21 protein-coding genes are annotated in these 22,037 nt (G+C 61.3%); 6 read left to right on the plus strand and 15 right to left on the minus strand.

The window, feature by feature from the left end; translation table 11 throughout:
* Window positions 1–336: 336 nt before the first annotated feature.
* On the plus strand, window positions 337–1,314 hold the full coding sequence (locus tag PMI26_RS05905) for a LysR family transcriptional regulator (RefSeq protein WP_007978286.1): 978 nt from the start codon (window positions 337–339) through the stop codon (window positions 1,312–1,314).
* Between the two features lie 253 nt (window positions 1,315–1,567).
* On the opposite strand, the gene PMI26_RS05900 is transcribed toward PMI26_RS05905, so the two are convergent.
* The 5 genes from PMI26_RS05900 to PMI26_RS05880 form a co-directional block, all read right to left on the minus strand.
* The gene (locus tag PMI26_RS05900) at window positions 1,568–2,356 is read right to left on the minus strand and encodes an SDR family oxidoreductase (RefSeq protein ID WP_007978288.1); all 789 of its coding nucleotides are present in this window, start codon (window positions 2,354–2,356) and stop codon (window positions 1,568–1,570) included.
* Window positions 2,353–3,900: an amino acid ABC transporter permease/ATP-binding protein gene (locus PMI26_RS05895; RefSeq protein WP_007978290.1), complete on the minus strand. Its 1,548-nt coding sequence runs from the start codon at window positions 3,898–3,900 to the stop codon at window positions 2,353–2,355. Before PMI26_RS05895 ends, PMI26_RS05900 begins: the two co-directional genes overlap by 4 nt.
* 64 nt (window positions 3,901–3,964) lie before the next feature.
* On the minus strand, window positions 3,965–4,759 hold the full coding sequence (locus PMI26_RS05890) for an ABC transporter substrate-binding protein (protein ID WP_007978291.1): 795 nt from the start codon (window positions 4,757–4,759) through the stop codon (window positions 3,965–3,967).
* A gap of 45 nt (window positions 4,760–4,804) precedes the next feature.
* The gene (locus PMI26_RS05885) at window positions 4,805–5,875 is read right to left on the minus strand and encodes an isopenicillin N synthase family dioxygenase (RefSeq protein WP_007978293.1); all 1,071 of its coding nucleotides are present in this window, start codon (window positions 5,873–5,875) and stop codon (window positions 4,805–4,807) included.
* A 14-nt stretch (window positions 5,876–5,889) separates the two neighbouring features.
* Window positions 5,890–6,741, minus strand: a complete 852-nt coding sequence (locus PMI26_RS05880; RefSeq protein WP_007978295.1) for a sugar phosphate isomerase/epimerase family protein — start codon at window positions 6,739–6,741, stop codon at window positions 5,890–5,892.
* 177 nt (window positions 6,742–6,918) lie between these two features.
* On the opposite strand from PMI26_RS05880, the gene PMI26_RS31480 reads away from it, so the two are divergent.
* The 3 genes from PMI26_RS31480 (at window position 6,919) to PMI26_RS0129810 (ending at window position 8,965) form a co-directional block, all read left to right on the plus strand.
* On the plus strand, window positions 6,919–7,236 hold the full coding sequence (locus tag PMI26_RS31480) for a hypothetical protein (RefSeq protein WP_157222286.1): 318 nt from the start codon (window positions 6,919–6,921) through the stop codon (window positions 7,234–7,236).
* Entirely contained in the window at window positions 7,233–8,447 is a 1,215-nt protein-coding gene (locus tag PMI26_RS05875; RefSeq protein WP_007978297.1) for an aldose 1-epimerase family protein, read from the plus strand. Before PMI26_RS31480 ends, PMI26_RS05875 begins: the two co-directional genes overlap by 4 nt.
* A 131-nt stretch (window positions 8,448–8,578) precedes the next feature.
* The gene (locus tag PMI26_RS0129810; RefSeq protein WP_033048203.1) at window positions 8,579–8,965 is read left to right on the plus strand and encodes a YkvA family protein; all 387 of its coding nucleotides are present in this window, start codon (window positions 8,579–8,581) and stop codon (window positions 8,963–8,965) included.
* Between the two features lie 287 nt (window positions 8,966–9,252).
* Here the strand turns inward: PMI26_RS0129810 and PMI26_RS32145 are convergent, their stop codons facing one another.
* The 5 genes from PMI26_RS32145 to PMI26_RS05855 form a co-directional block, all read right to left on the minus strand.
* Window positions 9,253–10,101, minus strand: a complete 849-nt coding sequence (locus tag PMI26_RS32145; protein WP_050549222.1) for a hypothetical protein — start codon at window positions 10,099–10,101, stop codon at window positions 9,253–9,255.
* 113 nt (window positions 10,102–10,214) lie between these two features.
* Window positions 10,215–10,910, minus strand: a complete 696-nt coding sequence (gene arsH / locus PMI26_RS05870; protein WP_007978305.1) for an arsenical resistance protein ArsH — start codon at window positions 10,908–10,910, stop codon at window positions 10,215–10,217.
* An 11-nt stretch (window positions 10,911–10,921) separates the two neighbouring features.
* Window positions 10,922–11,392, minus strand: coding sequence for an arsenate reductase ArsC (locus PMI26_RS05865; RefSeq protein ID WP_007978306.1), 471 nt, complete (start codon window positions 11,390–11,392; stop codon window positions 10,922–10,924).
* Window positions 11,393–11,421: 29 nt separating this feature from the next.
* Window positions 11,422–12,705 (minus strand): arsenic transporter, encoded by a 1,284-nt coding sequence (locus PMI26_RS05860; protein WP_007978309.1) that lies wholly within the window; start codon window positions 12,703–12,705, stop codon window positions 11,422–11,424.
* Between the two features lie 24 nt (window positions 12,706–12,729).
* Window positions 12,730–13,077, minus strand: coding sequence for a metalloregulator ArsR/SmtB family transcription factor (locus PMI26_RS05855; RefSeq protein WP_007978311.1), 348 nt, complete (start codon window positions 13,075–13,077; stop codon window positions 12,730–12,732).
* 144 nt (window positions 13,078–13,221) lie between these two features.
* On the opposite strand from PMI26_RS05855, the gene PMI26_RS05850 reads away from it, so the two are divergent.
* The gene (locus PMI26_RS05850) at window positions 13,222–13,725 is read left to right on the plus strand and encodes a GNAT family N-acetyltransferase (RefSeq protein WP_007978313.1); all 504 of its coding nucleotides are present in this window, start codon (window positions 13,222–13,224) and stop codon (window positions 13,723–13,725) included.
* A 30-nt stretch (window positions 13,726–13,755) separates the two neighbouring features.
* Here PMI26_RS05850 and PMI26_RS05845 read toward each other — a convergent pair whose 3' ends face one another.
* From PMI26_RS05845 to PMI26_RS05830, 4 genes are all read right to left on the minus strand, one after another.
* Window positions 13,756–14,649: a DUF2950 domain-containing protein gene (locus PMI26_RS05845; protein ID WP_033048208.1), complete on the minus strand. Its 894-nt coding sequence runs from the start codon at window positions 14,647–14,649 to the stop codon at window positions 13,756–13,758.
* Window positions 14,650–14,675: 26 nt separating this feature from the next.
* Window positions 14,676–16,250 carry a DUF3300 domain-containing protein gene (locus PMI26_RS05840; protein WP_007978317.1) on the minus strand — a complete coding sequence of 525 codons (1,575 nt, stop codon included), beginning with the start codon at window positions 16,248–16,250 and terminating at the stop codon, window positions 14,676–14,678.
* 168 nt (window positions 16,251–16,418) lie between these two features.
* Window positions 16,419–17,696, minus strand: a complete 1,278-nt coding sequence (locus PMI26_RS05835; protein ID WP_007978319.1) for a flavohemoglobin expression-modulating QEGLA motif protein — start codon at window positions 17,694–17,696, stop codon at window positions 16,419–16,421.
* Between the two features lie 38 nt (window positions 17,697–17,734).
* Window positions 17,735–18,646: a LysR family transcriptional regulator gene (locus PMI26_RS05830; protein WP_007978321.1), complete on the minus strand. Its 912-nt coding sequence runs from the start codon at window positions 18,644–18,646 to the stop codon at window positions 17,735–17,737.
* A 130-nt stretch (window positions 18,647–18,776) separates the two neighbouring features.
* On the opposite strand from PMI26_RS05830, the gene PMI26_RS05825 reads away from it, so the two are divergent.
* Complete coding sequence (locus PMI26_RS05825; protein WP_007978323.1) at window positions 18,777–19,607, plus strand: oxidoreductase; 831 nt, start codon at window positions 18,777–18,779, stop codon at window positions 19,605–19,607.
* 46 nt (window positions 19,608–19,653) lie between these two features.
* On the opposite strand, the gene PMI26_RS05820 is transcribed toward PMI26_RS05825, so the two are convergent.
* The gene (locus PMI26_RS05820; protein ID WP_007978325.1) at window positions 19,654–21,780 is read right to left on the minus strand and encodes a TonB-dependent receptor family protein; all 2,127 of its coding nucleotides are present in this window, start codon (window positions 21,778–21,780) and stop codon (window positions 19,654–19,656) included.
* Between the last annotated feature and the right edge of the window lie 257 nt (window positions 21,781–22,037).

Genomic DNA, 22,037 nt, shown 5'->3' on the forward strand with positions numbered 1-22,037 from the left:
GTACCCGGGCAGCGACCCGACGCGGGACGCCACCTGAATGCGGATGTGCTGGGGTTATTGCCGCCCGGATGATCTTTCGAAGGCGAGTGGGCGGTGCAGGAGGGCGGGCCTGATCGGCTGCGAAGCGAGCAGAGGATCGAGCCAATGGCGGGCGAGAACCGTGGTCGCGACTGCGCTGTTGCGCAGTTGTTTGTGTCCGGCGTGCAGGCCGGTGTTTAGCCATGCGCTCATGCTGTCAGCCCTCGTTATTTATTATTGGGGAGGGGACTTTCCTGGCCGGAAAACGACGCTGGCCAAGTTGGGTGAGATGCGAGTATATAAGGGCATATTTCCCATATGTATTGGCAGAAAAGCCCGATGGATATGCAAAAACGCACAACGCAGCCCCCACTGAACTGGGACGACCTACGCTTTTTTCTCGAAGTTGCCCGTGCGCGCACCGCCAGCGGAGCGGCCCGACGCCTGGGAGTGGACTACACCACGGTGTCGCGGCGCATCCGTGCGCTGGAGCAATGCCTGGGTGCTTTGCTGTTCGAGAAATCGCGCACCTCAGGCTTCGTCCTGACCGTGGAAGGGCAGCGTCTGGTCGGACACGCCGAAAGCCTGGAAAGTACGCTGCTGGTGGCTTGCGAGCAGGTTTTCGGCACGACAGGGGGGCTCTCCGGGCATCTGCGCATTGGTTGCACGGAAGCCTTCGGAACCTGTTTCATCACGGCGCAGATGAGCCACTTCCTCGAGCACTACCCGAATATCTCGGCGGACATTTTGCCGGTCCCGCACTTCATCAACCTGTCACGGCGCGAGGCGGATATCGCCATCACCCTGGAGCGGCCCGAACGCGGTCCATACGTGTGCTCGCGACTGTGCGACTACCGCCTGCGCCTGTATGCGACGCCGGAGTACCTGGCCAATCATCCGTCGATCGGCTGTCGCGAAGACCTGTCCAGCCACCCGTTCGTGACCTACGTCGAAGACCTGGCCTTCAGCTTCAAGCTGCTCTACCTGAACGACCTGATGCCTGGCGCCAACTGCCGCCTGCGCAGCACTAGTGTGGTCGCCCATTACCATGCAGCCCTGGAAGGGCGGGCGCTGGCCATCCTGCCTTGCTTCCTCGCCGGCCCCGATCCCCGCCTGTGCGAAGTGCTGCCGGGTGAGGTGGAAGTCACGCGACAGTTCTGGATGTATTACAGCGAGGACCTGCGCAAGCTCAAGCGGGTCACCCTGGTAGCCGACTATCTGCGCGCTTGTGCGGAACTGAATCGTCCGTTGTTGATGGGGGAGTCCCATACGATGCACTACTTGCCGTCGCCCTGAGGGAATGGGAGGGGGAGCCTTGCAGGAACTGCCGCAGGCTGCGATCTTGCTTCTGAAAATCAAAAGATCGCAGCCTCGTTGCACTCGACAGCTCCTACAGGAGCATGGCGTCTGCAGCGTTTTTTGTAGGAGCTGCCGCAGGCTGCGATCTTTTGATCTTGCTTTTGAAAATCAAAAGATCGCAGCCTCGTTGTACTCGACAGCTCCTACAGGAGAATGGCGCTGACGAATGGCATGGGGGTGCCTGCCGTCATCACTGGCTGGAGCGAACGGCCCCTCCGTCAATCAACAGGTTCTGCCCGGTCAGGTAGCCTGCATGGCTGCTGCAGACGAAGGCGCACAGCGCACCGAACTCCTCGGGTGAGCCGAAGCGTTTGGCAGGAATTTCACGACGGCATTCGTCAAGGAATGCCTCACTGTCTTGCCCCATTTCGTGGGCAGCGGCGACCAGGTTGTCGCGCAGTCGATCGGTGTCGAACGAGCCCGGTTGCAGGTTGTTGATCGTCACATTGCGGCTGGCAATGTTTTCTTGCCGGGCCAGCCCCGCAATGAACCCCGTCAGGCCACTGCGCGCACCGTTGGACAGACCCAGGCTTTCGATCGGGGACTTCACGGCGCTCGAGGTGATGTTGATGATCCGGCCAAATCCGCGTGCCGCCATGCCGTCTACCGTTGCCTTGATCAGCTCGATAGGGGTCAACATGTTGGCATCCAGCGCCTTGAGCCAGGCGTCGCGATTCCATTCGCGGAAATCCCCGGGAGGAGGGCCGCCGGCGTTGTTGATCAGGATATCGAAATGCTCATGGGCCTTGAGCGCTGCCGCCCGACCCTCGGGCGTGGAAATGTCTCCAGCCACGGCGATGACCGTCACTTCAGGATTGATCGCCCTCAGCTGACGGGCTGTTTCATTCAGCGTGTCTTCGCCCCGTGCGGTGATCACCACGTTCACGCCTTCGGTAACGAGTGCCTGTGCGCAGGCTTTACCCAGGCCTTTGCTGGCGGCGCACACCAGCGCCCAGCGTCCTGCAATTCCAAGATTCATGCGTGATCCACCACTGTAGACAGGTTTGGCGAACGGGCACCGATGCCCATGAAGCGTCGTACCCTCTCGCCTGCAGCTTCGCAGCGAATGGTGTCAGGGGCGGCATCGAGTTGAATATTGCCGTTCTCCATGAAGATCACTCGATCGGAGATCGACATGGCAAAGTCCATTTCGTGGGTCACGATCAGCATGGTCATGCCTTCCCTGGCCAGGTCGCGGATCACGTTGAGCACGTCGTTGACCAGTTCCGGGTCGAGGGCCGAGGTCGGCTCGTCGAACAGCATGATCTGCGGCTCCATGGCCAAGGCCCGGGCGATCGCCACGCGCTGTTGCTGGCCGCCGGAGAGCTGGTGCGGGTACTTGTGGGCATGGGCCAGCAGGCCGACCTTGTCCAGCAGCGCATAGGCACGATGCTCGCTCAGCTCGCCCGGCTGGCCGTGGTACCGCGGTGCCAGGGTGATGTTGTCGAGGATGGTGCGGTGAGGGAACAGGTTGAAGTTCTGGAACACCATGCCGATGTGCCGCACGCCTTTGCGCAGGCGCGAGCCGTTGGGTTTGTCCGAGGCTTCGATGAAGGTTTCGCCGAACAACTTGATGTCGCCGGTATCGATGCTTTCCAGGCCGTTGACCGTGCGGATCAGCGACGTCTTGCCGGAGCCGGATGGCCCGATGATCGAGACCACCTGGCCGTAATCGACATTCAGGTCGATACCCAGCAGCACCTTGTGGGTGCCATAGCTCTTCTGGATGTTGTTCAGTTGCAGGATCGGCGTTGTGTTGTTGCCTGCGGCTTTGCGCGCAATGTCGGGCAAGGCTTCGGCGCTGGCCTTGAACCTGGCAATAGTGGAGGCGTCGAGTGTGTGCGGCTTGCGGAAGTTCAGGTCCAGGTAGCGCTCCAGGCGCTGCAGGAAATAGCCGAATACGGTGACGATCAACACGTAGTAGACGCCCACCGCTGCCAGGGTTTCCATGACCAGGAAGTTGGTGGCATAGAGGCGTTGGCCGACCGTGAGGATTTCGGTCAGGGAGATGACCGAGACCAGCGAAGTCAGCTTGACCACTGTGATGTATTCATTGATCAGGGTGGGCAGCGAAATACGGAAAGCCTGTGGGATCACGATCAGGCGTTGCATGCCGAGCACGCCGACACCCAGCGCGCGTCCGGCTTCCCTCTGGCCCTTGGCCACGGAAATCAGGCCGCCACGATGGATCTCCGCCATGTACGCCGCTTCAGTGACCACCAGGGCCAGCAACCCTGCGTAGAAGGGGTTGGACAGAATCGGTCCGCTACCGGGAAACAACTGCGGCAGGTTGTAGACGAACACCACCAGCACCAGCAACGGGATGCTGCGGAAAAACCAGATGTAGACCGCTGCGGGAATGCGCAGCAAAGGCGATTGGGACAGCTTGGCGGTGGCCAGGACAAAACCCAGCAGCATGCCGATGAACCAGGCCAGGGCACTGAGCTGGATGACCGTGACGCAGGCATTCCAGAAGTCCGGCAGGGAGAACAGGGAGAAGAAATACGACCAATCGAATTGCATGGGACACCTCGATCTGCCGCCCCCGTGCAGGGGCGGCAGATAACCAGACTACAAGGGTAGGTTCTTAGTTGGCGGTCGGTTCTTCCAGGCCGTATTTCTTGAGGATCGCTGCGTATTCTCCGCTCTTTTTCGTCTCCTCGAAGGCCTTTTGCACGGCCTGGTAGGTTGCGTCGTTACCTTTCTTGACGAAAATACCCAGGGTTTGCTGATAGATCGGGTGCTCGGTGGTGATCACGACCCGGCCATTGGTCTTTTCCGCGATCATCTTGGCGGCACCGGCGATTTCAACCTGGGCCTGGATGTTCTTGGACAGCAAGGCCTGGGTCACTTCGGGCGCCGAAGGGTACTCGCTGACGGTGATGGCGCCCTTGTTGTTCGGTACGCAGTACTCGTCGGACAGCTTCCTGAATTCCTTCACCCAGGTCGTGCCCTGTTCCAGGCCCAGCTTCAGGCCGCACAGGTCTTCAGGTTTTTTCGCATTGATCTCGCTGCCCTGGGGCACCATGACCGCGGCACCGGTGTTGGCGTACGCAATCGTCTGCGCCTGGGTCTGGCGCTCCGGGGTGATGTACATGCCGGAAATGATCGCGTCGTACTTGCCGGAGTTCAGGCCCAGGATCAGGCTCGGGAACTTGGTGTCGACGAACTCCACCTTGGCGTTCATGTGTTTGGCCAGTGCGGTTGCCAGCTCGGGGTCCGAACCCACCACATTCTTGTCCTTGTCATAGGACTCGAAAGGAGGGTAGGTGATCTCCATGCCGACCTTGAACGTATCTGACGCGGCCATGCTCACCGAGGCTCCGAACATGCCGGCTGCCAATACAGCCAGGCACAAGAGGTTCTTTTTATTGTTTTTCATTTTTACTGACTCCGGCATAGGTAGGGGGTTAGCTGAAAACTTCAATCAGGACGGTTGCGCCTGATTTTTCAAATGTCCGAAACTGGCGGGCTTGCGTGCCTTGCCTGGCAGTTGAACTTCCCCGTTGGCCACCCTCTGGCGCAGATACTGATAGGTCTGCAGCGCCTGGCCATACATGTGTTCGCCGATCGTGATCTCTTCGTAGTCGTTGCCGGCCTGGGCGAACCCGGGCAGCGGTTTGATCTGGGTGTGGTAGTCACAGGCATAAAACAGCGGGAAGGAATAACGCTCCTCTTTCACGCTGCGCACCCGGTGCGCAGTGGCAACGAATGCGCCTGCCGTCATCACCTCCAGCATGTCGCCGATGTTGACCACGAAGGCATCGGCAATCGGTGGTGCATCGATCCATTGGCCAAGATTGTTCATCACCTCGAGGCCGGGTTTGTCGGCCAGGAGGATGGTGAAGCACTCGTAATCAGTATGGGCGCCAAGACCCGGTGCGTCATGGGCGGCACCGTCGAACGGGTAGTGGATCAGGCGCAGCTTGGACGGCGGACGGGTGACCAGGCTGTCGAAATAGTTTTCTTCCAGGCCCAGGGTCAGGGCGAAGCCGCCGAACAGGCGCCGGCCCAGGGCGAAGATCGCTTCATAGTAGGCCTGCACCGATGCCTTGAAACCTGCCAGCTGCGGCCAGTCGTTGGGCCCCAGCAAGGGGGTGTTGGCCAGCACCAGCGGATCATCGGCCGGGACTTCGAAGCCGACGTCGAAGGCTTCCTTGTGGTCCGGCTTGCCCTTGGAATAGACCTCTTCGCCTTCGGGCACAAAGCCCTTGTGGGTCTGCGAGGTGCCGATGTAGTGGCGCATCTTGGCGTCGAGGGGCTGGTCGAAAAAGTCCTTGGCCGCCTTGCGCAGATTGGCGATCAGTTGCGGGTCGATACCGTGATGGGTGATATAGAGAAACCCGACTTCGCTGGCGGCACGCCCCAATTGTTCGGCCACGGCCAGGCGGTGTTCCAGTTCAAAGCTGAACAGACCGGCGATGTTGACCACCGGGATGCTGTTGAAGTTGGCTTTGAGTGTGTCAGTGCTGGCGCTGTTGTTTTTATTGTCAGGCATGACGCATCGGCTCCCTAAGGATGGCTTGAGTGGTGGAAACGCTCGAAGTGTTCGCGCTCGGTCTGGCCCATCCACACGTTCAACGACCACAGGTCGGCGACCGGGACATTGGTGAAGGGCAGGTGATGCAGGTAGCCGTCGGCACCGAATTCCGGCGTCAGGGTGCTGACCTGGTAACCGCGGGCCTGCTGCGAGCGCCAGATGCTTTCCCAGTGCTGCTGATGGAAGGCCAGTTCTTTTGCATATTCGGGCGCCGCCGGGTGCGGAACCTGTGGCCCCTGGTCATAACCGACCCGGGCCTGGATATGGTGAACCCGCTCGATGAACGCGCTCAGATCATCGGCCGGATCATTCAACAGACGCTCGCAGGTCACAACCCAATGGCTGATGTCACTGGTGAACAACAGATCGGGCAGTTGCCGGATCAACTCCAGGGTCACCCAGGGATTGAACAGCGAACGCGAGCGATGGGTTTCGAAACTGCAGACCTGACCGTGCTTGCGCGCCAGCTCCAGCGCCTGGCCAAAAAACTCCACCTGTTGTGCCAAGGACCAGCGGTCGTTGCCCGCCAGCACGTTGACGAAGCGCGGGGAGAGTTCAGCAGCCCAGGCGAGCTTCTGGTCGAGGTCATTGATGTGGACGGCAGGCGTTGCCGACTGATCCGGCAGCACGTCGTAGGCGCTGAAGACGGTGCTGATATAACCCAGGCGGTTGGCCTGGAGAAAGGCGCCAAACTCAGCCCGTTCGCGGGCGTCCAGTGGCAGGCGCGCTTCCATGCCATCAAAGCCCACTTGCAGCAGCTCTTCGAGCGCCTGGGCCTTGCTGGCGGTGTAACCCCACAGCGTACGGAAAATTTCCAGCTTCATCGGTGATCCTCAAAAATCCCAGGGCCTGCTGCAAAAGCACTTCGACGGCACCAGGCGGCGAAGCGATCAGTGGTCGGTGGTGGCAGAGGCCTTTGGATCTGGATCCCTGCGTAACTCGGTCCCACTGAGCGATGCCGAGGCTGGTTCGCTGTGGAGCCGATGTTAGGCACAGGCCGAGTGGCGAAAGAATCCGAAAGTTCAAATGAATACTTCAGACTTTCGTCAACCAATAGCTGGCTATTTATCCCGCTGGCAAAGAGGGAATTTGTGGGTGGATACGTGTCTGCGTTGGGTGTTGGCGCGGGGTGCCTTTACTACGACATCATTTTGAAGACTGCCAAGCGACATCGGGCTGCGCGATGGCATCGACTCGATTTTCCGATTTGTCCCGGATCTTTTCTGGCATTTGCCGCCGTTGATTCGCTTTTAAGCTTGCTGAAACGTTTCATCAAGTCTATAAAAATGGCACAACTCCAAGAAAGGCTGCTGTCATGACCCCGCTCAAACTCTTTGTTGCCCTCAGCGCACTGTCCGCTGCCTCCCACGCCATGGCCTGGGATTACGTTCTGCTCGACACCGACAAAGCCGCCCAGAACTGGCAGATCACCAGCCAGCAACTCGGCATAAAAACCGACAAACCCTTCAGCGTTACCCTGCGCACCTTGCACGGCGGTCGGCAGGAGGGCGTCAGCATCGTCGACATCGATAACGGCACGATGAAACTCTCGGTAGTGCCGACTCGCGGAATGAACGTCTTGCAGGCCTCGGTCGGCAGTGTGCGCATGGGCTGGGATTCGCCGGTCAAGGAAGTGGTCAATCCATCCTTCATCGAACTCAACGGTCGTGGTGGCCTGGGCTGGCTGGAAGGTTTCAACGAACTGGTCACCCGCTGCGGATACGAATGGGTCGGCCACCCGGGCGTCGACAATGGCGAACTGCTGACCCTGCACGGTCGGGCCGCCAACATTCCGGCCAACAAAGTCACCCTGCACATCGATGAAAAACCACCGTACGCCATCACCCTGCGCGGCGAACTGAAAGAGCAGGCGTTCAAGAAGGTCGACTTCTCCGTCGCGACCGAACTGGTCACCGAACCTGGCAGCGTAGTGTTCGCGCTCAACGACACCCTGACCAACAACGGCGACTATCCGAAGGAATACCAGGCGCTGTATCACAGTAACTTCAGCACTCCGTTCCTGGAGCAGGGTGCTCGTTTCGCTGCGCCGGTGAAACAGGTGTCGCCGTTCAACGACAAGGCCAAGGGCGATCTCCCCGACTGGCAAACCTACCGCGCACCGACCAAGGACTACGACGAAACGGTTTACAACGTGGTTCCGTATGCCGATGCCAAGGGCGATACGTTGACCGTGTTGCATAACAAGGCCGGCAGCCTGGGCGTTTCGGTCGGCTTCAACACTCAGACACTGCCCGTGTTTTCCCTGTGGAAAAACACCGATACCCAAGGCCAGGGCTATGTCACGGGGCTGGAGCCAGGGACAAGTTTTTCCTACAACCGCCGTTATCAACGGCCACTGAACCTGGTACCGACAATTGGGCCGAAGGAACACAAGCAGTTCCGCATCAGCTATAGCTTGTTGGCGGATAAGGTGGCTGTGGACAGGGCCTTGAAGCAGGTGAGCGAGATTCAGGGCGGGCGGGAGACTGAGGTGCGGCAGACGCCGTTGGTTGATCTGACCAAGGGGTGACACCGGCTAGAGCATTGCAACTCGTTGATTGCACCAGCCTGTTGCTGTTTGCCAGCTCTCGACTCATGGCTGTCAATCTCCCAAGGCGCTACGCTCGCAGGTACGCGCCTTCAAGTACAGACGATGCCGATATGAAACACCTGCTTGATCGTTTACGGGGCTGGGCCAGAAACCTGAAACGACAGACGATGGTTCTCTGGTTTTGCTACCAGCATCCGCAAACACCCTGGTTACCCAAATGGATTTCGGTTTTTGTCGTGGCGTATGCACTGAGTCCAATCGACCTCATTCCCGATTTCATTCCTGTGCTTGGATATCTGGACGATGTGATTATTTTGCCGCTTGGCATTCTGCTCGCTATTCGCTTGATGCCTGCACAGGTGCTCGAGGAGTGTCGGTTCAAAGCCAGTGAGTGGGAGAAGAACCACAAGAAGCGGCCAGCGAACAGAATTGCTGCGGTGATCGTTGTATTGGTCTGGCTCGTTGCTGCGGGCAGCTTGGCAGCTTGCTTGCTGTGAGCTGAAGTTGTTGCTCAACCCATGCGTCAGTGCTGATTCTTTTTTTTGAACTCGGGCTGAAGGCACTTATCCAAAAAAATATGTGGGAATGCTTCCCACGCAACGATGCCAACTGGCTCTGAGGGATCGTGCGTATACCGCAGTTGCTCGTCAATGTTGCAGATTGATGGCCGTGCCGGTTGGCCGGCTGCTCCAATGGGCAGCCGGGAACTCACTGGACATTGCGTTCGATACGGAGATGAGTTCGCAACTCCATGCGGAGGTGCATCATGCTGCTCAAGAAATGTTTATTGGCTCTGGCCATCGGTGGCGTCCTGTCGGCATCGACTGTCCTGGTGCCCGATTACATCGGTAGTTTCTCCAGCGTGTATGCCAAGGATGGCGGCAGCGGTGGAGGCGGTGGTGGTCACGGTGGCGGTAATGGCGGTGGCGGAAACGGCGGAGGTGGTCACGGTGGCGGTGACGGCGGCGGTGGCCACGGTGGTGGTGACGGCGGTCACGGTGCCGGCGGCCATGGAGGAGAGGGTGGCGATCATGGCGCCGCAGGCCATGACGGTGACGGTCATGGAGGCCCGGGACGCGGCGACGCTGACCATGGTGGTGTAGCCGGGAACAAAGGTCCGGGCAATGCCCATGACAACGACGCGGACGACGCTGATCATGATGCTGACAACGATGCCGCCGATGCAGCCAGGGACGCTGCCAAGGCTGATGCCAATGCCGCCCGGGACGCGGCCAGAGCGACTGCTGATGCCGCTCGTGATGCGGCAAAAGCGACTGCGGATGCTGCCCGGGACGCCGCCAGGGCTGAAGCAGATGTCGCCCGGGATGCCGCAAAAGCGGCTGGTGTAGCGGACGATGACGCAGATGCTGCCAGAGACGCTGCCCGTGCCGCTGCGGATGCCGCGAGGGACGCGGCCAAGGCCGAGGCAGATGCCGCCAGGGATGCTGCCCGGGCTACCGCGGATGCCGCTCGGGACGCCGCCAAAGCCGAGGCGAAGGCAGCCAGAGAGGCCGCCAAAGTTGAGGCGAAGGACGCCAGGGAGGATGTGGCGGATGCTCCAGACGAAGCGGATTTCGATGCGGTTGAGGTAGAGAACTGAGCCTGCACGTTCGGCAATGAACACGGCAGGCATACCGTAGAACACGTCCCGGGAGCTTGAGGGACGTATCGGCAAAGAGTCGCAAGCCCTGGAACGTCATGGGGTTTGCGACTTTTTTTCGGCTATTGAGCCAAGCATTTCTACAGTCAGATCGACCGCTGATTCACGCGCTGAGTCAGTTCCTGCGCGGACTCTTTGCGCTCCGAGTAGCGGTCAACCAGGTCGGGGCGATCCCGTAGCAGCAGGGTGAATTTCACCAGCTCCTCCATGACGTCTACGACCCTGTCGTACAGCGATGAGGGTTTCATGCGATTGGCGTCGTCAAACTCCAGAAAAGCCTTTGGCACGGAAGATTGATTGGGGATGGTGAACATGCGCATCCAGCGTCCCAGCACACGAAGCTGATTCACCACATTGAAGGACTGGGAGCCGCCGCAGACTTGCATGACCGCGAGGGTTTTACCCTGGGTTGGGCGAATGGCCCCCAACGCCAACGGCACCCAGTCGATTTGCGCCTTGAACACTGCAGACATCGAGCCGTGGCGCTCAGGCGAGCACCAGACCTGTCCTTCAGACCACTGCATCAGTTCGAGCAGTTCCTGGACTTTCGGGTGATCGGAGGGCGCGTCGTCCGGCAGCGGCAGGCCGGATGGATTGAAGATCCGCGTCTCGGCGCCGAAGTGTTCGAGCAACCGGGCTGCTTCCTCGACCAGCAGGCGACTGAACGACCGCGCACGAGTCGAGCCGTATAACAACAGGATGCGCGGCTTGTGCTGGTCGTTGCGTCCATGGGCGATGGATTGGGTCAGTGCCGTGTCGAGATTGGGCAGGGAATGGGTCATAAGGGCTCCGGTCAAAGCGTGCCGATGCGTTCGAGTTCGCGCTTCAATGCATCGCGGTCAAGGTGTGCAAAAGGCAGTTCGAGGAACGCCCGGCAGCGCGTTTCGATGCGCGCCAGGGTTGAGTGGAACGCCGCCGCTATCCGTGCTTCATCGCCCGTTATGTCCGAGGGGTCTTCCAGGCCCCAGTGGGCTTTCAGTGCCGGTCCGAAGTACACCGGGCACGCTTCGCCGGCAGCCTTGTCGCAGACCGTGATGACGATGTCCGGCGGGTTGGCTTCGAAAGCCTCGTTGCCTTTGCTGCTCAAGCCGTCGATGGCAATGCCGGCCTCTTGCAAGGTGCTCAGGCTGCGGGGCAGCACCTGTCCCTTGGGAAAACTGCCGGCACTGATCGCCTCGAATCCTTCTGGCGCGAGATGGTTGAACATGGCTTCGGACAGGATGCTGCGACAGCTGTTGGCGGTACACATAAACAGAACGCGCATGGTGACTCCTCTTTGCAGGCGCACAGTGGCTAGACGCTCAGGCGCAAGGCCAGGGCAGACAAGGTGATGAGCAGGATCGGCAGGGTCAGGACCACGCCGACCTTGAAGTAGTAACCCCAGGTAATGCGAATGCCCTTGCGCTCCAGAACATGCAGCCAGAGCAGGGTGGCCAGGCTGCCGATGGGGGTGATTTTGGGGCCCAGGTCAGAGCCGATGACGTTGGCGTAGATCATGGCTTCACGCACTACGCCGGTGGCGTCACTGGCTTGAATCGACAGTGCGCCCACCAGCACCGTGGGCATGTTGTTCATGCCCGATGACAACAAGGCCGTGAGCAGGCCGGTGCCCAGCGCGGCGCCCCAGATGCCGAACTCGGCCATGCGGTTCAGGGCCATGGTCATGTAGGTGGTCAGTCCGGCGTTCTTCAGCCCGTACACCACCAGGTACATGCCCAGGGAAAAGATCACGACCTGCCAGGGCGCTTCACGCAGCACCCGGCGGGTGGAAATCACATGCCCGCGCGCCGCCACGGCGAACAGCAGCGCGGCACAGACCGCTGCGATGGCGCTGACCGGAATGCCCAGGGGCTCCAGGGCAAACAGCCCGACCAACAACAGGGCCAGAACGATCCAGCCGACGCGGAAGGTCAGGGGATCACGCACGGCGCGTCGCGGATCCATCACGTCATCGAGCGCGTAGTGCCGGGGAATGTCACGGCGGAAAAACCGGTACAGCACCACAAGGGTGGTCGCCACGGCAACCAGATTGACCGGCACCATGATGGCCGCGTATTCGGCGAACCCCAGGTCGAAGTAGTCCGCGGATACGATGTTGACGAGGTTGGACACCACCAGGGGCAGGCTCGCCGTGTCGGCGATAAAGCCGGCCGCCATGACGAACGCCAGGGTGGACGCTGGCGAAAAACGCAGTGCGAGCAGGATTGAAACAACGATGGGGGTCAGGATCAGGGCGGCGCCGTCATTGGCAAACAACGCGGAGACGCCGGCCCCCAGCAGTATCGTGAAGACGAACAGGCGTCGCCCGTCACCCTTGGCCCAGCGCGCCACATGCAAGGCGGCCCACTGGAAGAACCCGGCCTCATCGAGCAACAGACTGATGATGATCAGCGAGATGAACGTTGCGGTGGCGTTCCAGACAATGGCCCACACCAGCGGAATATCGTGCAGCGTCACGACGCCTGCCAGCAGGGCCAGAACGGCGCCCAGGGAGGCGCTCCAACCGACGCCCAGACCCTTGGGTTGCCAGATGACCAACACCATGGTGAGCAGGAAAATGGAAAACGCAGTCAGCATGTGGATTCTCGACGGGTTGAAGGGTCAGCAGCAGGCGGCAGTGTTGAGAGGGCGGTCGCCCATGGCGTTCAGGCGGGTGCTGTTGTCCTTGAGCCAGTCGGCGTTCGCTGCCAGCGTGGTTTGCAGAACATCACGAACCCACACGGGCAGATCAGGGTTGAGCCGGTAATACACCCATTGCCCCTGGCGGCGGTCCAGAAGCAGGCCGCATCCACGAAGCTGGGCAAGATGGCGGGAAATTTTCGGCTGGCTATCGTCCAGGGCACAGACCAGCTCACACACGCATAACTCGCCTTCACGGGCGATGAGCAAAGTGGCCCGGGCGCGGGTTTCGTCGGACAGGCATTTGAATACGACGGCAGGATTGAGCATTGGCGTGGCTCTGTACATATGGTTATTCGAATATACGTTTATCCATATGTTGAGTGCAAGTCGCCAAGGCTCAAGAAGGGCGGAGATGTTCAGGTATGCGATAGACTTGCGCTGTTTCGAGACAAGGCAAAGGAGATGCAGTGCATGGATTCGTTTAATGTTCGCGAGCTGAAAACCACTGACACTGAGGCTTTGCTGGCGTTCGAAATCCGCAACCGTGAATGGTTCGAATCGCATATCGATGCGCGCGACCCTGGGTTTTATTCGTTGCGCGGTGTCGTCGATCATATCGACAGCTATCTGTCGGGTTTGGCCAGCGGCGCCTGGCACCCGTTTGTCATCGAGGACTCAAACCAGACAATCGTTGGTCGAGCCAATCTGAAAAGCATCGACCTGGCGATGGGGTCTGCCGAAGTGGGCTATCGGATCGATCAGCGCGTGTGCGGGCAGGGGCTGGCAACACGGGCGCTGAGGCATCTGATCCAGCAGGCACGGGTGCGCTGGGGACTTGCGCAACTGGTGGCCTATGCCTACAAGGAAAACCTGGGCTCCAGAAAGGTACTGGACCGGTGCGGATTCAAGCTTGAGCAACCTTGCCGTGTCGACAGCACGGGCAGCGAAGAGCGATTCGTCCTGTCGATTCAATAGTTCTGCAAGCCCGCAGCAGGTTGCTGCGGGCTACTCCTGATCCTGATCTGCCGCCACCTCCTGCCAGCTGTCATCCGGGTCAAAGCGTTTCATCGCCAGCGCCAGTTTTTCACCTTCGGGCCCCAGGTCTTTTTCGAACACCTGGCCTTCGTGACTGATCATGAAGCTCATCACCCCGGTGTCGTTGTATTTCGCCGGCCAGGCAATCAGGGCAAAGCCGCGGCTCATCTTGTCACCGATGAGGTAACTGTAGGCGCCACCCGGTGCCGAAGGCCCCTGGCCATGAAGGATGCGGAAGCGGTAGCCATGCCATTCTTCGTCGGCAATGGCTTTGCCGAACGAAGGCCCCAGCGGGCTGATCTGGCCGCTATCGTCCGGTGCCCAATAGAGTCCGTCGTGCTTGCCGGGGGTGCTGAAGATTTTCTGCGCATACTCGAGTGCGCCATCACCGTCCCGATCGACTGACGCATAGTCCATCTGGGCGTCGTGATAGGCCAGCACCGATTGCACCGCGTCGAGTTCATTGCGGCCGATCTGGCGTGCGCGGATCTCGGCACTGCCGGCCTTCAAGTCGAAGCGCCAGCCGCTCGCCACTTTGACCAAGGGGATCGGCAGTGTCCAGTTCTCGGGGCCGACCGCCAGGATGCCCTTGTCTTCACCGCTTTTTTCAATGTGGTGTTGCTCGCGGTACTGCTGCAAAAACGCATCGACGTCTTTGCGCTGCACGCCTTCACGCGGGATGTAGTTGTGCCAGTCACTACCGAGCAGTTCCGTCAGGCGTGCCTGGTCGGCATGTTCCGTACCCAGTGCCTGGACCAAGGCTTCTGCGGCCTTTTCCGGGGTTGGAAAGGCCTGCTGCGCCGTCGCCATGCACGACCACAGCAAGCCGGCAGCTACCGCAAGGACAGGAGGCAGCAAGCCCATGAGTCCTTTCATTCGAGGATGGTTTTTCAACGACGGCCCCCCCTTTGACGCGCTGGTGGATTGGACGGCCGACTGACCTGGTGACCGGCCGAGCGGGCGGCACTGGGGCGATGGGCGGATGCCTGGCTGGCCCGGCCACGATTGGCCTGGACGTTGGCCTGGGACGGTGAGCGTGCGCCGGCGAACGCATTGTTGCGGGCACTGCCGGCACTGGCGGCCGGTCGTTTGTTCGGCGCCTGCCGCGTCTGCGCTGCGCCTTCTCTGCGCTGGTTCAACTGGGCGGTCTGGTTCCTGGGTTCCTGGCGGGCCTGGGGCCTGGGCTGCTGATTTTCCCGGGTATTTCTGGCGGTACCCTGGCCTCTGTCAGCCGCCCTGGGCCTGTCCGAACCGGCCTGTAACCGATTGCCGTCCGCGGCCCCGGACTGGAGTTTGCGCGTTTGATCACGGGCTTCGCGGTTGCTGGTGGCGGGGCGTTCGATACCGTGCTTGTCCATTGAACTGCGGGCCTTTTCACGGGCCTGGGCGCGCTGGGCAGTGTCCCCGCGATAGGCTTCACGCTGACTGGCACCGTTGAGTTGGCGGCCGTACTGTGCGCGGCTCGCATTGTCTCGATAGGGCACGCCATTGCGGTGCACCGGGTTGTGCTGCCATTTGTTGTTGGTGATCCGGTTGTTGCCGTTGATGTTGTTGTAGCGATTGACGTCGATGTCGACGTCGTTATTGCCCCAGTCACATTCCCCCCACAACGATCCGATGATCGCCACGCCGGCGCCAAACGCGAGTCCGGCCACCAGGGCCTGGCCAGGGTAATAGGCCGGTGGCGGTGGATAGTACGCCGGCGGCGACGACGGGTAGGGCCAGGTGCCGTAGGTGGTCGTCGGGTTATACGTGGGGACGTACACCACCTGCGGATCGGCAGGCTGGATGATGATGGTGGAGTTGCTGGCCGGCGCCGGCGCCGGCTCCGCAGCAGGCGCTGGCGCTGGCGCTGGAGCCGGTGCTGCATTCGTGGTTGCAGGTGCTGGCGCCGCGACATTCTGGATCGTCACGTTCTGATACTGGTTGCTCTGCAGATTGCCGGCTGCCTGTGCCTGGCGACGCAAGCGTTGCGCGCTTTCCATGACATCGTCGGGCTGCGCCAGGAAGGCATCACCCAGGCGTTGTACCCAGACGGGATCCTGCCCTAGCGTTGCCAGGACCTGCGGGAAGGCGACCAGTGCCTGCACGCTCGGGTCCCAGGGCTGGTTCGCCACCTGTTTGACTGCGTCGTCGCCCTTGGCGTCCGGGTGCGCTTTGGACCAGCTGACGGCCTCGCCGACTTCCCCGGGGTAGGTGGTGGCCATCAGCACCTGTGCAAACAGAGGGTCCGGGTACAGCGCAATGGGCGCCAGCATCTGATCCAGCTGTTCCTGGTTGAACACCGGATCCTTGGTCACCGGGGCGACGGGCGCCGCGTTGGACGCGCTTGCCGGTACGGGGGCTGCGGCGGGTGCCGGAACCGGGGCGGGTGCGGCAGCGGTCTCACCCGCACCCAGTGCCAGGCTGGAAGGTCCGCTCAACAACAGTACGGCCGACAACGCGTAAAGTAATGGAATGTGCATTGCACCCCCCATGTGGTCAGGCTTGAAATGAGTGGATCAATCCCTGGCAGGTGAAAGCCGACCCTGCAAGCCACAGAGCTGCGCCTCGACACCGCTTCCTAATGGTAGCAGCTCATTTGACGGACCTCGGCTGGCTTTGAAACGCTGTGATCCAGGTCCTGATTCTGATCAATGTGCGCTGGCATCGCTTTCGTGTTCTTCGGCAAATGCCATGAACACGTCCAGGTCCAGCACATCCAGCCTGATCCGGGAAATGAACGCAGAGAAGGCCAGGTTCGCCGCCAGCAGACGCAGATCGGAGGCCCATGACGGAAGGTAGGTCGGTCCCTTGAGCCAGCCGGATTCGAACAATGGCGCCAGGCGTACGGTGTCCGCCAGGCTCAGGCGCCCTGCAAACAAATGCCCGATCAGTTCCGGCCGGTTATCGCGGATTGCAATGCGCAGCAGGGTGTGGACGCCGAGCAGCCCGGTCAGGTAAGCGGCATCCTTGGTAAACGCTGAACCGCCCCGCAGATCGGCGCCGCGGAACACCCGTTGGGTTGAGCGGAAGGATTCCTCTTGCGTCTGTCCGGCCGCCAGAAAACCTTCGAACACCTGGATGAAATCAGCGCCCTCCAGCGCCTGCTGGACGGCCAGCACGCGCAGGGCCAGGCGACGCAGGCGGTTGATGTCCATGCTGCCGGTGAACAGTTCGGCCAGGGTGGCAATGCCCTCCTGGGTCTGGGTTGTGCGCGGTGCGCCCAGGCCCAGGCTGGTGAGGTTGGGCTGCCGCGCGCCGTTCTGTGCGGTGGCGACATGCACGAAGGCCTCATGTTGCAACAGCTGATGCTTGTCCAGTTCCGTGAACAGCGCACTGGCCCGCAGGCGAATGCGGCTCGATCCAGCGATGGCCTTGGCGGCCAGGTTCGGATCGAGCACCACCGTGATCTGTCCGGCGCCGAAGAAACGGTCCAGTTCCGGTTGAATCCAGGCGGCGAACACTTTGGCCGGTATCTCGGCGGGGCTGGGTGGAATGCGTGCCCCCCCCAACAGGGCGTCGGTGGTCTGGAGGAAGAATCGGGCCGCGTCGAGCATGCTCAGTTGCAGGCGCGAGTAATAGAAATCCGGACGCCGGTAAAGCGCTGACGAGTATTGGGTAAAGGCGGGAGTCCCCATGGCCCCCAGCATCTGCCCGGCCGTGGCATAGCTACGGGCGGTCAGGGCCAGGTAGTTCCCCGCCGGATGCCCCACATCGCAATGGCTGATAAAGTTTTCCAGGGCGGCGATGTCGGCGCTGTGGTCGCGGGGCTGCAACTTGACATCGGGCAGCGTGGCACGCCCGCTGCGCCATTTCGCCAGGAAGTCCTCCTCGACGCCATCGGGCCAGGACAGCGCATCGAGCACGCGGATCTTGCGGGTCAGGCCGGGCAGGGCGGCATCGAGTTCGGACAGGGCAGCGGCACTCATGGATAGCTCCTTGAGGGACGAGGTGAGGTTACACAAGCTTAGTTGTCGCGGACGGTGGCGTGTCGAGCCGTACGGGCAAAGTCGATGAAGGCCTTGAGCGCAGCGGGCACATGGCGGCGACTGGGGTAATACAGGTGCAGGCCCGGGTAAAAGGGGCACCAATCGGCCAGCACCTGGATCAGGCGACCATCGGCCAGGTACGCGGTGACCATGTCTTCGAACACGTAGGCCAGGCCCACACCCTGCAGTGCCGGGCCGATCATCAGGCTGACATCGCCGAGCGTGAGCGGCCCGCTGACGTCGATTTCCTGGGTGATCGCGCCGCGTTCGAATTCCCAGCGGTACATCGAGCCGCTGGGGAAGCGATGGCGGATGCACGGGATGCCATGCAAGTCCTCGGGATTTCGGGGGGCGGCATGTCGCTCGAAGAATGCCGGCGAGCCTACAACCACCGAGCGCATGTTCGGTCCGATAGGCAGCGAGACCATGTCGGCTTCCAGACGGTTGCCGAAACGTACCCCCGCATCAAAGCCGCCAGCCACCACGTCGACCAAGGCGTCGCTTTCGACGATTTCAAGGCGGATATCCGGATACGCCTTCAGGAACTGGCTGGCGATCGGCAAGAGCACCAACTCGCACGCCTGTCGGCCTGCTGTCATGCGCAGGTTCCCTGAGGGCTTGTCGCGAAAGCTATTGAGGTCTTCCAAGGCATCATCGATGTCCCGGAAGGCTGGTTTCAGCCGTGCGAAAAGTCGTTCCCCAGCGTCAGTCAGCGCCACGCTGCGCGTCGTGCGATTGAACAGGCGTACGCCCAGGCGATTCTCCAGCGCTCGCAATGAGTGACTGAGTGCCGAGGGCGTCAGACCCAGTTCGACCGCTGCCCGGCTGAAGTTCAGGTGCCGGGCGATGCACAGGAAGATCGACAGGTCGGCGGTGGAGGGGGATTTCATTTGTGAGAACCTTTCACAAAGTCATGCAAAATTGCTGGGATTATCACATCAGTAGCACAGCCTTAAAGTGGCATCAACTCATCGAGAAGGCCCGGCAACAACGCTTGGGTCGCAGACAGGAGGAGTTGAAATGCGTACCTGGTTCATTACTGGCGCTTCCCGTGGTTTTGGCACCCTCATCGCAGAGCACGCCCTGCGTGCCGGCGACGCTGTGATTGCCACCGCTCGTCAAACACACGACATCACTGACCGCTTGGGCGATCACCCTAACCTGCTCGCCGTGCGGCTGGACGTCACCCGCGAGGAAGAGGCACATCAGGCGGTTGCCGAAGGCATCAAGCGTTTCGGGCGCATTGACGTGCTGATCAACAATGCCGGCTTCGGCGTGCTGGGCGCGGTGGAAGAGACCAGCGCCAGCGAAACGCAACGCCTGTTCGCCACCAACGTGTTCGGCGTGCTCAACGTCACCCGCGCGGTACTGCCGCACATGCGACGCCAGCGTAGTGGTCATGTGATCAATATCTCGTCGATCGGCGGCTATCAGGCTTACATGGGCTGGGGCGTCTACGGTTCCACCAAGTTTGCGGTGGAGGGCATTACCGAAGCGCTGCATCAGGAGCTGGCGCCGCTGGGCATTCATGCGACGGTTGTCGAACCCGGGTTTTTCCGCACCGACTTCCTGGACGAGCAGTCGCTGATCAAGACCGCCCTGGAACTGCCGGACTACGAGGAAACCGTCGGCAAGATGCGCCGGTTTGCCGAAGGCGCCAACCATGCGCAGCCTGGGGATCCTGTGAAGTTTGCCGAAGCGATGCTCGCGCTGGTCAACGCCCCGAAACCGCCACAACGCCTGGCGCTGGGCAGCGACACTGTTGCACGCATCGAGGCAAAAAACCGCTTTGTGGAGGCGGAGTTGAGCGAATGGAAAGCGTTGGCGCTGTCCACCGACTTCAAGGTCTGACGCGTACAGGGGCCGTGTGGCGGTTCAATACCTGTCCAACGCGGCCTCAGAGCAGGCTCCACGACACCCCGACGTACATCGCGATGCCCTCGCCGGGGGTGGAGCGTGCCGCGTCCAGCCCTTTGTCGTCGTAGCCCGGCGTGACAGTGGCGGCATAGTGCTTGTCGGTCAGGTTGCGCAGGTCCAGCCAGGTCTGCCAGTCGCCCTTGGGCGCGTTGTAGCCCAGGGTCGCGCCGAATATGGCGTAGGGATCGGCGTAGTAGCTGTTGGCGTAATCGACCGCCACCTTGGACGCCCATTGCGTGTTGACCGCGGCGAAGAAGCCTTGTGGCCAGTCGTAGCGCAGTTCGCCCTGGTAATAATGCATCGGCAGGCCGGGCAGGCGGTTGTCGCCGAAGCGGTCATCGTCGCGGTAGTGGAAGTCACTGAAGGTGTAGCTCTGGCGCAGGCTCAACTGGCCGCCATCGTCCGGCGACCAGAGCGGGCTCAGCAGGCTGGCTTCGACGCCCTGGTGCACGGTGGGGCTGGCGTTGAGCTCGTACGGCGTGGTGGCGTTGGCGTCCGGCAACACCGAGAGCAGTTCGTGGTGTACCTGGGCGTAGTACCAGGCCAGGCTCCACTGGCCCAGGGTGCTGTCACCGCGACCACCGATTTCCAGGGTGGTGGCGGTCTGGTTTTGCAGCTTGACCGGATCGCGCTGGGCGCCTGTGGCGGGGCCGCTGCCGGCGGGGAAGCGAATGTTGGAGCTATAGATCAGCGACCAGGGGTGCGGTGCCTCGACCGAGCGACTGAGGTTGCCGAACAGTTGCAGGTCAGGTGTCAGCTGGTAGCGCAAGCCCACGCGCGGTGCATAGTCCCAATCGTGCAGGCTGGTCTTGCCGCCTTCCTGCGGATAGGTGACGTCGCTTTCACGGCGGGTGTAAATGGCGGCCAGGCCCGTGGTCAGCCACAGATCGTCGGCGATCTCCAGGTCGTTGCCGACATGCAGAACCGTGTCCGAGCCCTGGTAGGTGAAGTTGCGCATCAGCGTGCCCGGTGCGTAACCGGCGGTGTTGCCGGTGGGGATGCGCACGAACTCGCTGGCCCCTGAGTTAGGCAGGTGTTTGGTCACCCGCAGGCCCAGGGTGCTCTGGCTTTGCAGGCCCCAGAGGGTGTCGCGACGCTGATAGTCGAACGTGCCACTGACGTCGGTGTACGCCACCTTCAGTCGGTTGGGCCCCTCGCGCAAGTCCATGGGGTAGTCGTGGTAGACCAGGCCGGTCTGGATGCTTGAATCGTCATCGAGGTACCAGGTGGTCTTGTTGCCGATAAAGGTGCTGCCCGGCTCGTCGCGGCGATCGTCCCGCGCCACGTAGGCGGGGTTGGCCGCCCGTGGATCGTGCTCGATGGAGTGCTTGGTCACCCGTCCCGCGAGGTCGTTGTCGGTCTGGCGGTGGCGCAGGTAGAAGCGCGTTTCCAGGTTCGGGTTGAAGCGATAGCCGAAGTTGGCGATCACGCCCTGGCTCTCGCTGGCCGTGTGGTCCTGGTAGCCGTCGGCGTTTGCGTCGGTCATGGCCACGTAGTAGTCGAAGTCACCCAGCACCTGTCCGGAGCTGACCTGACGCTGCTGATAACCGTGACTGCCCGTTGCGTAGCGTACCTGCACCTTCGGCGCGTTGTAACCGGTATGGCTGACGTAATCGATGGCCCCGCCCAAGGCCAGGGCACCGCGGTCGAAACCGTTGGCGCCGCGCAACACTTCCACATGGTCGAGCCACAGCGGTTCCAGCAGTTCATAGGGCGTGCCGCCAGGGCCGGTCAGCGGCAGACCGTCGAGCATGGTGTACAGCCCCGAGGCGTGGGCACCCGGTGCACGGTTGATGCCCGATCCGCGGATCGAGATCTTCACCCCCTCATTGCCCGCCGACTGGGCATAGATCCCGGGCTGATAAGCCAGCACATCCTGGTTACTCGCCACGCGGCCCTGCAGCGGACGGCGCATGTCGACCACATTGGTACCGCCGGGTACCTGGGCCATCCGGGCCTTGGCGTCCTCGATTCCCTGGTCTTCGTCACTCTGGTCCTCGGCCCCGATCAGCACTTGCCCCAGTTCAAGGCCCTGGGCCTCGGTCATCGCCGGACAAACAAGGGCCAGGCCCAGCAGCGCGGCGGGCAAGGAATTAGGCGAGGGCATTGGGGAAACTCCAGACGTACAGGGAACGGACAATGAACAGTGCGACGCAAGAATGAACGAAGGGAGCACATGGCAATTTGGTTTTTTGCCTACCGGATATTTCCAGTGGCGTTGACGTCACTGCAATGCCCGGGGCCGGGGGCGAAGGGTTCTTCACGCATTCCCGAAAACTGTAGGAGCCAGCCTGCTGGCGATGGACTCAGATACGCCGCGTTTATCCAGTTCGCACGCGTTATCGTTGACGACCATCGCTGGCA

This window comes from Pseudomonas sp. GM33, from assembly GCF_000282295.1.
GTDB lineage: Bacteria > Pseudomonadota > Gammaproteobacteria > Pseudomonadales > Pseudomonadaceae > Aquipseudomonas > Aquipseudomonas laurylsulfatiphila.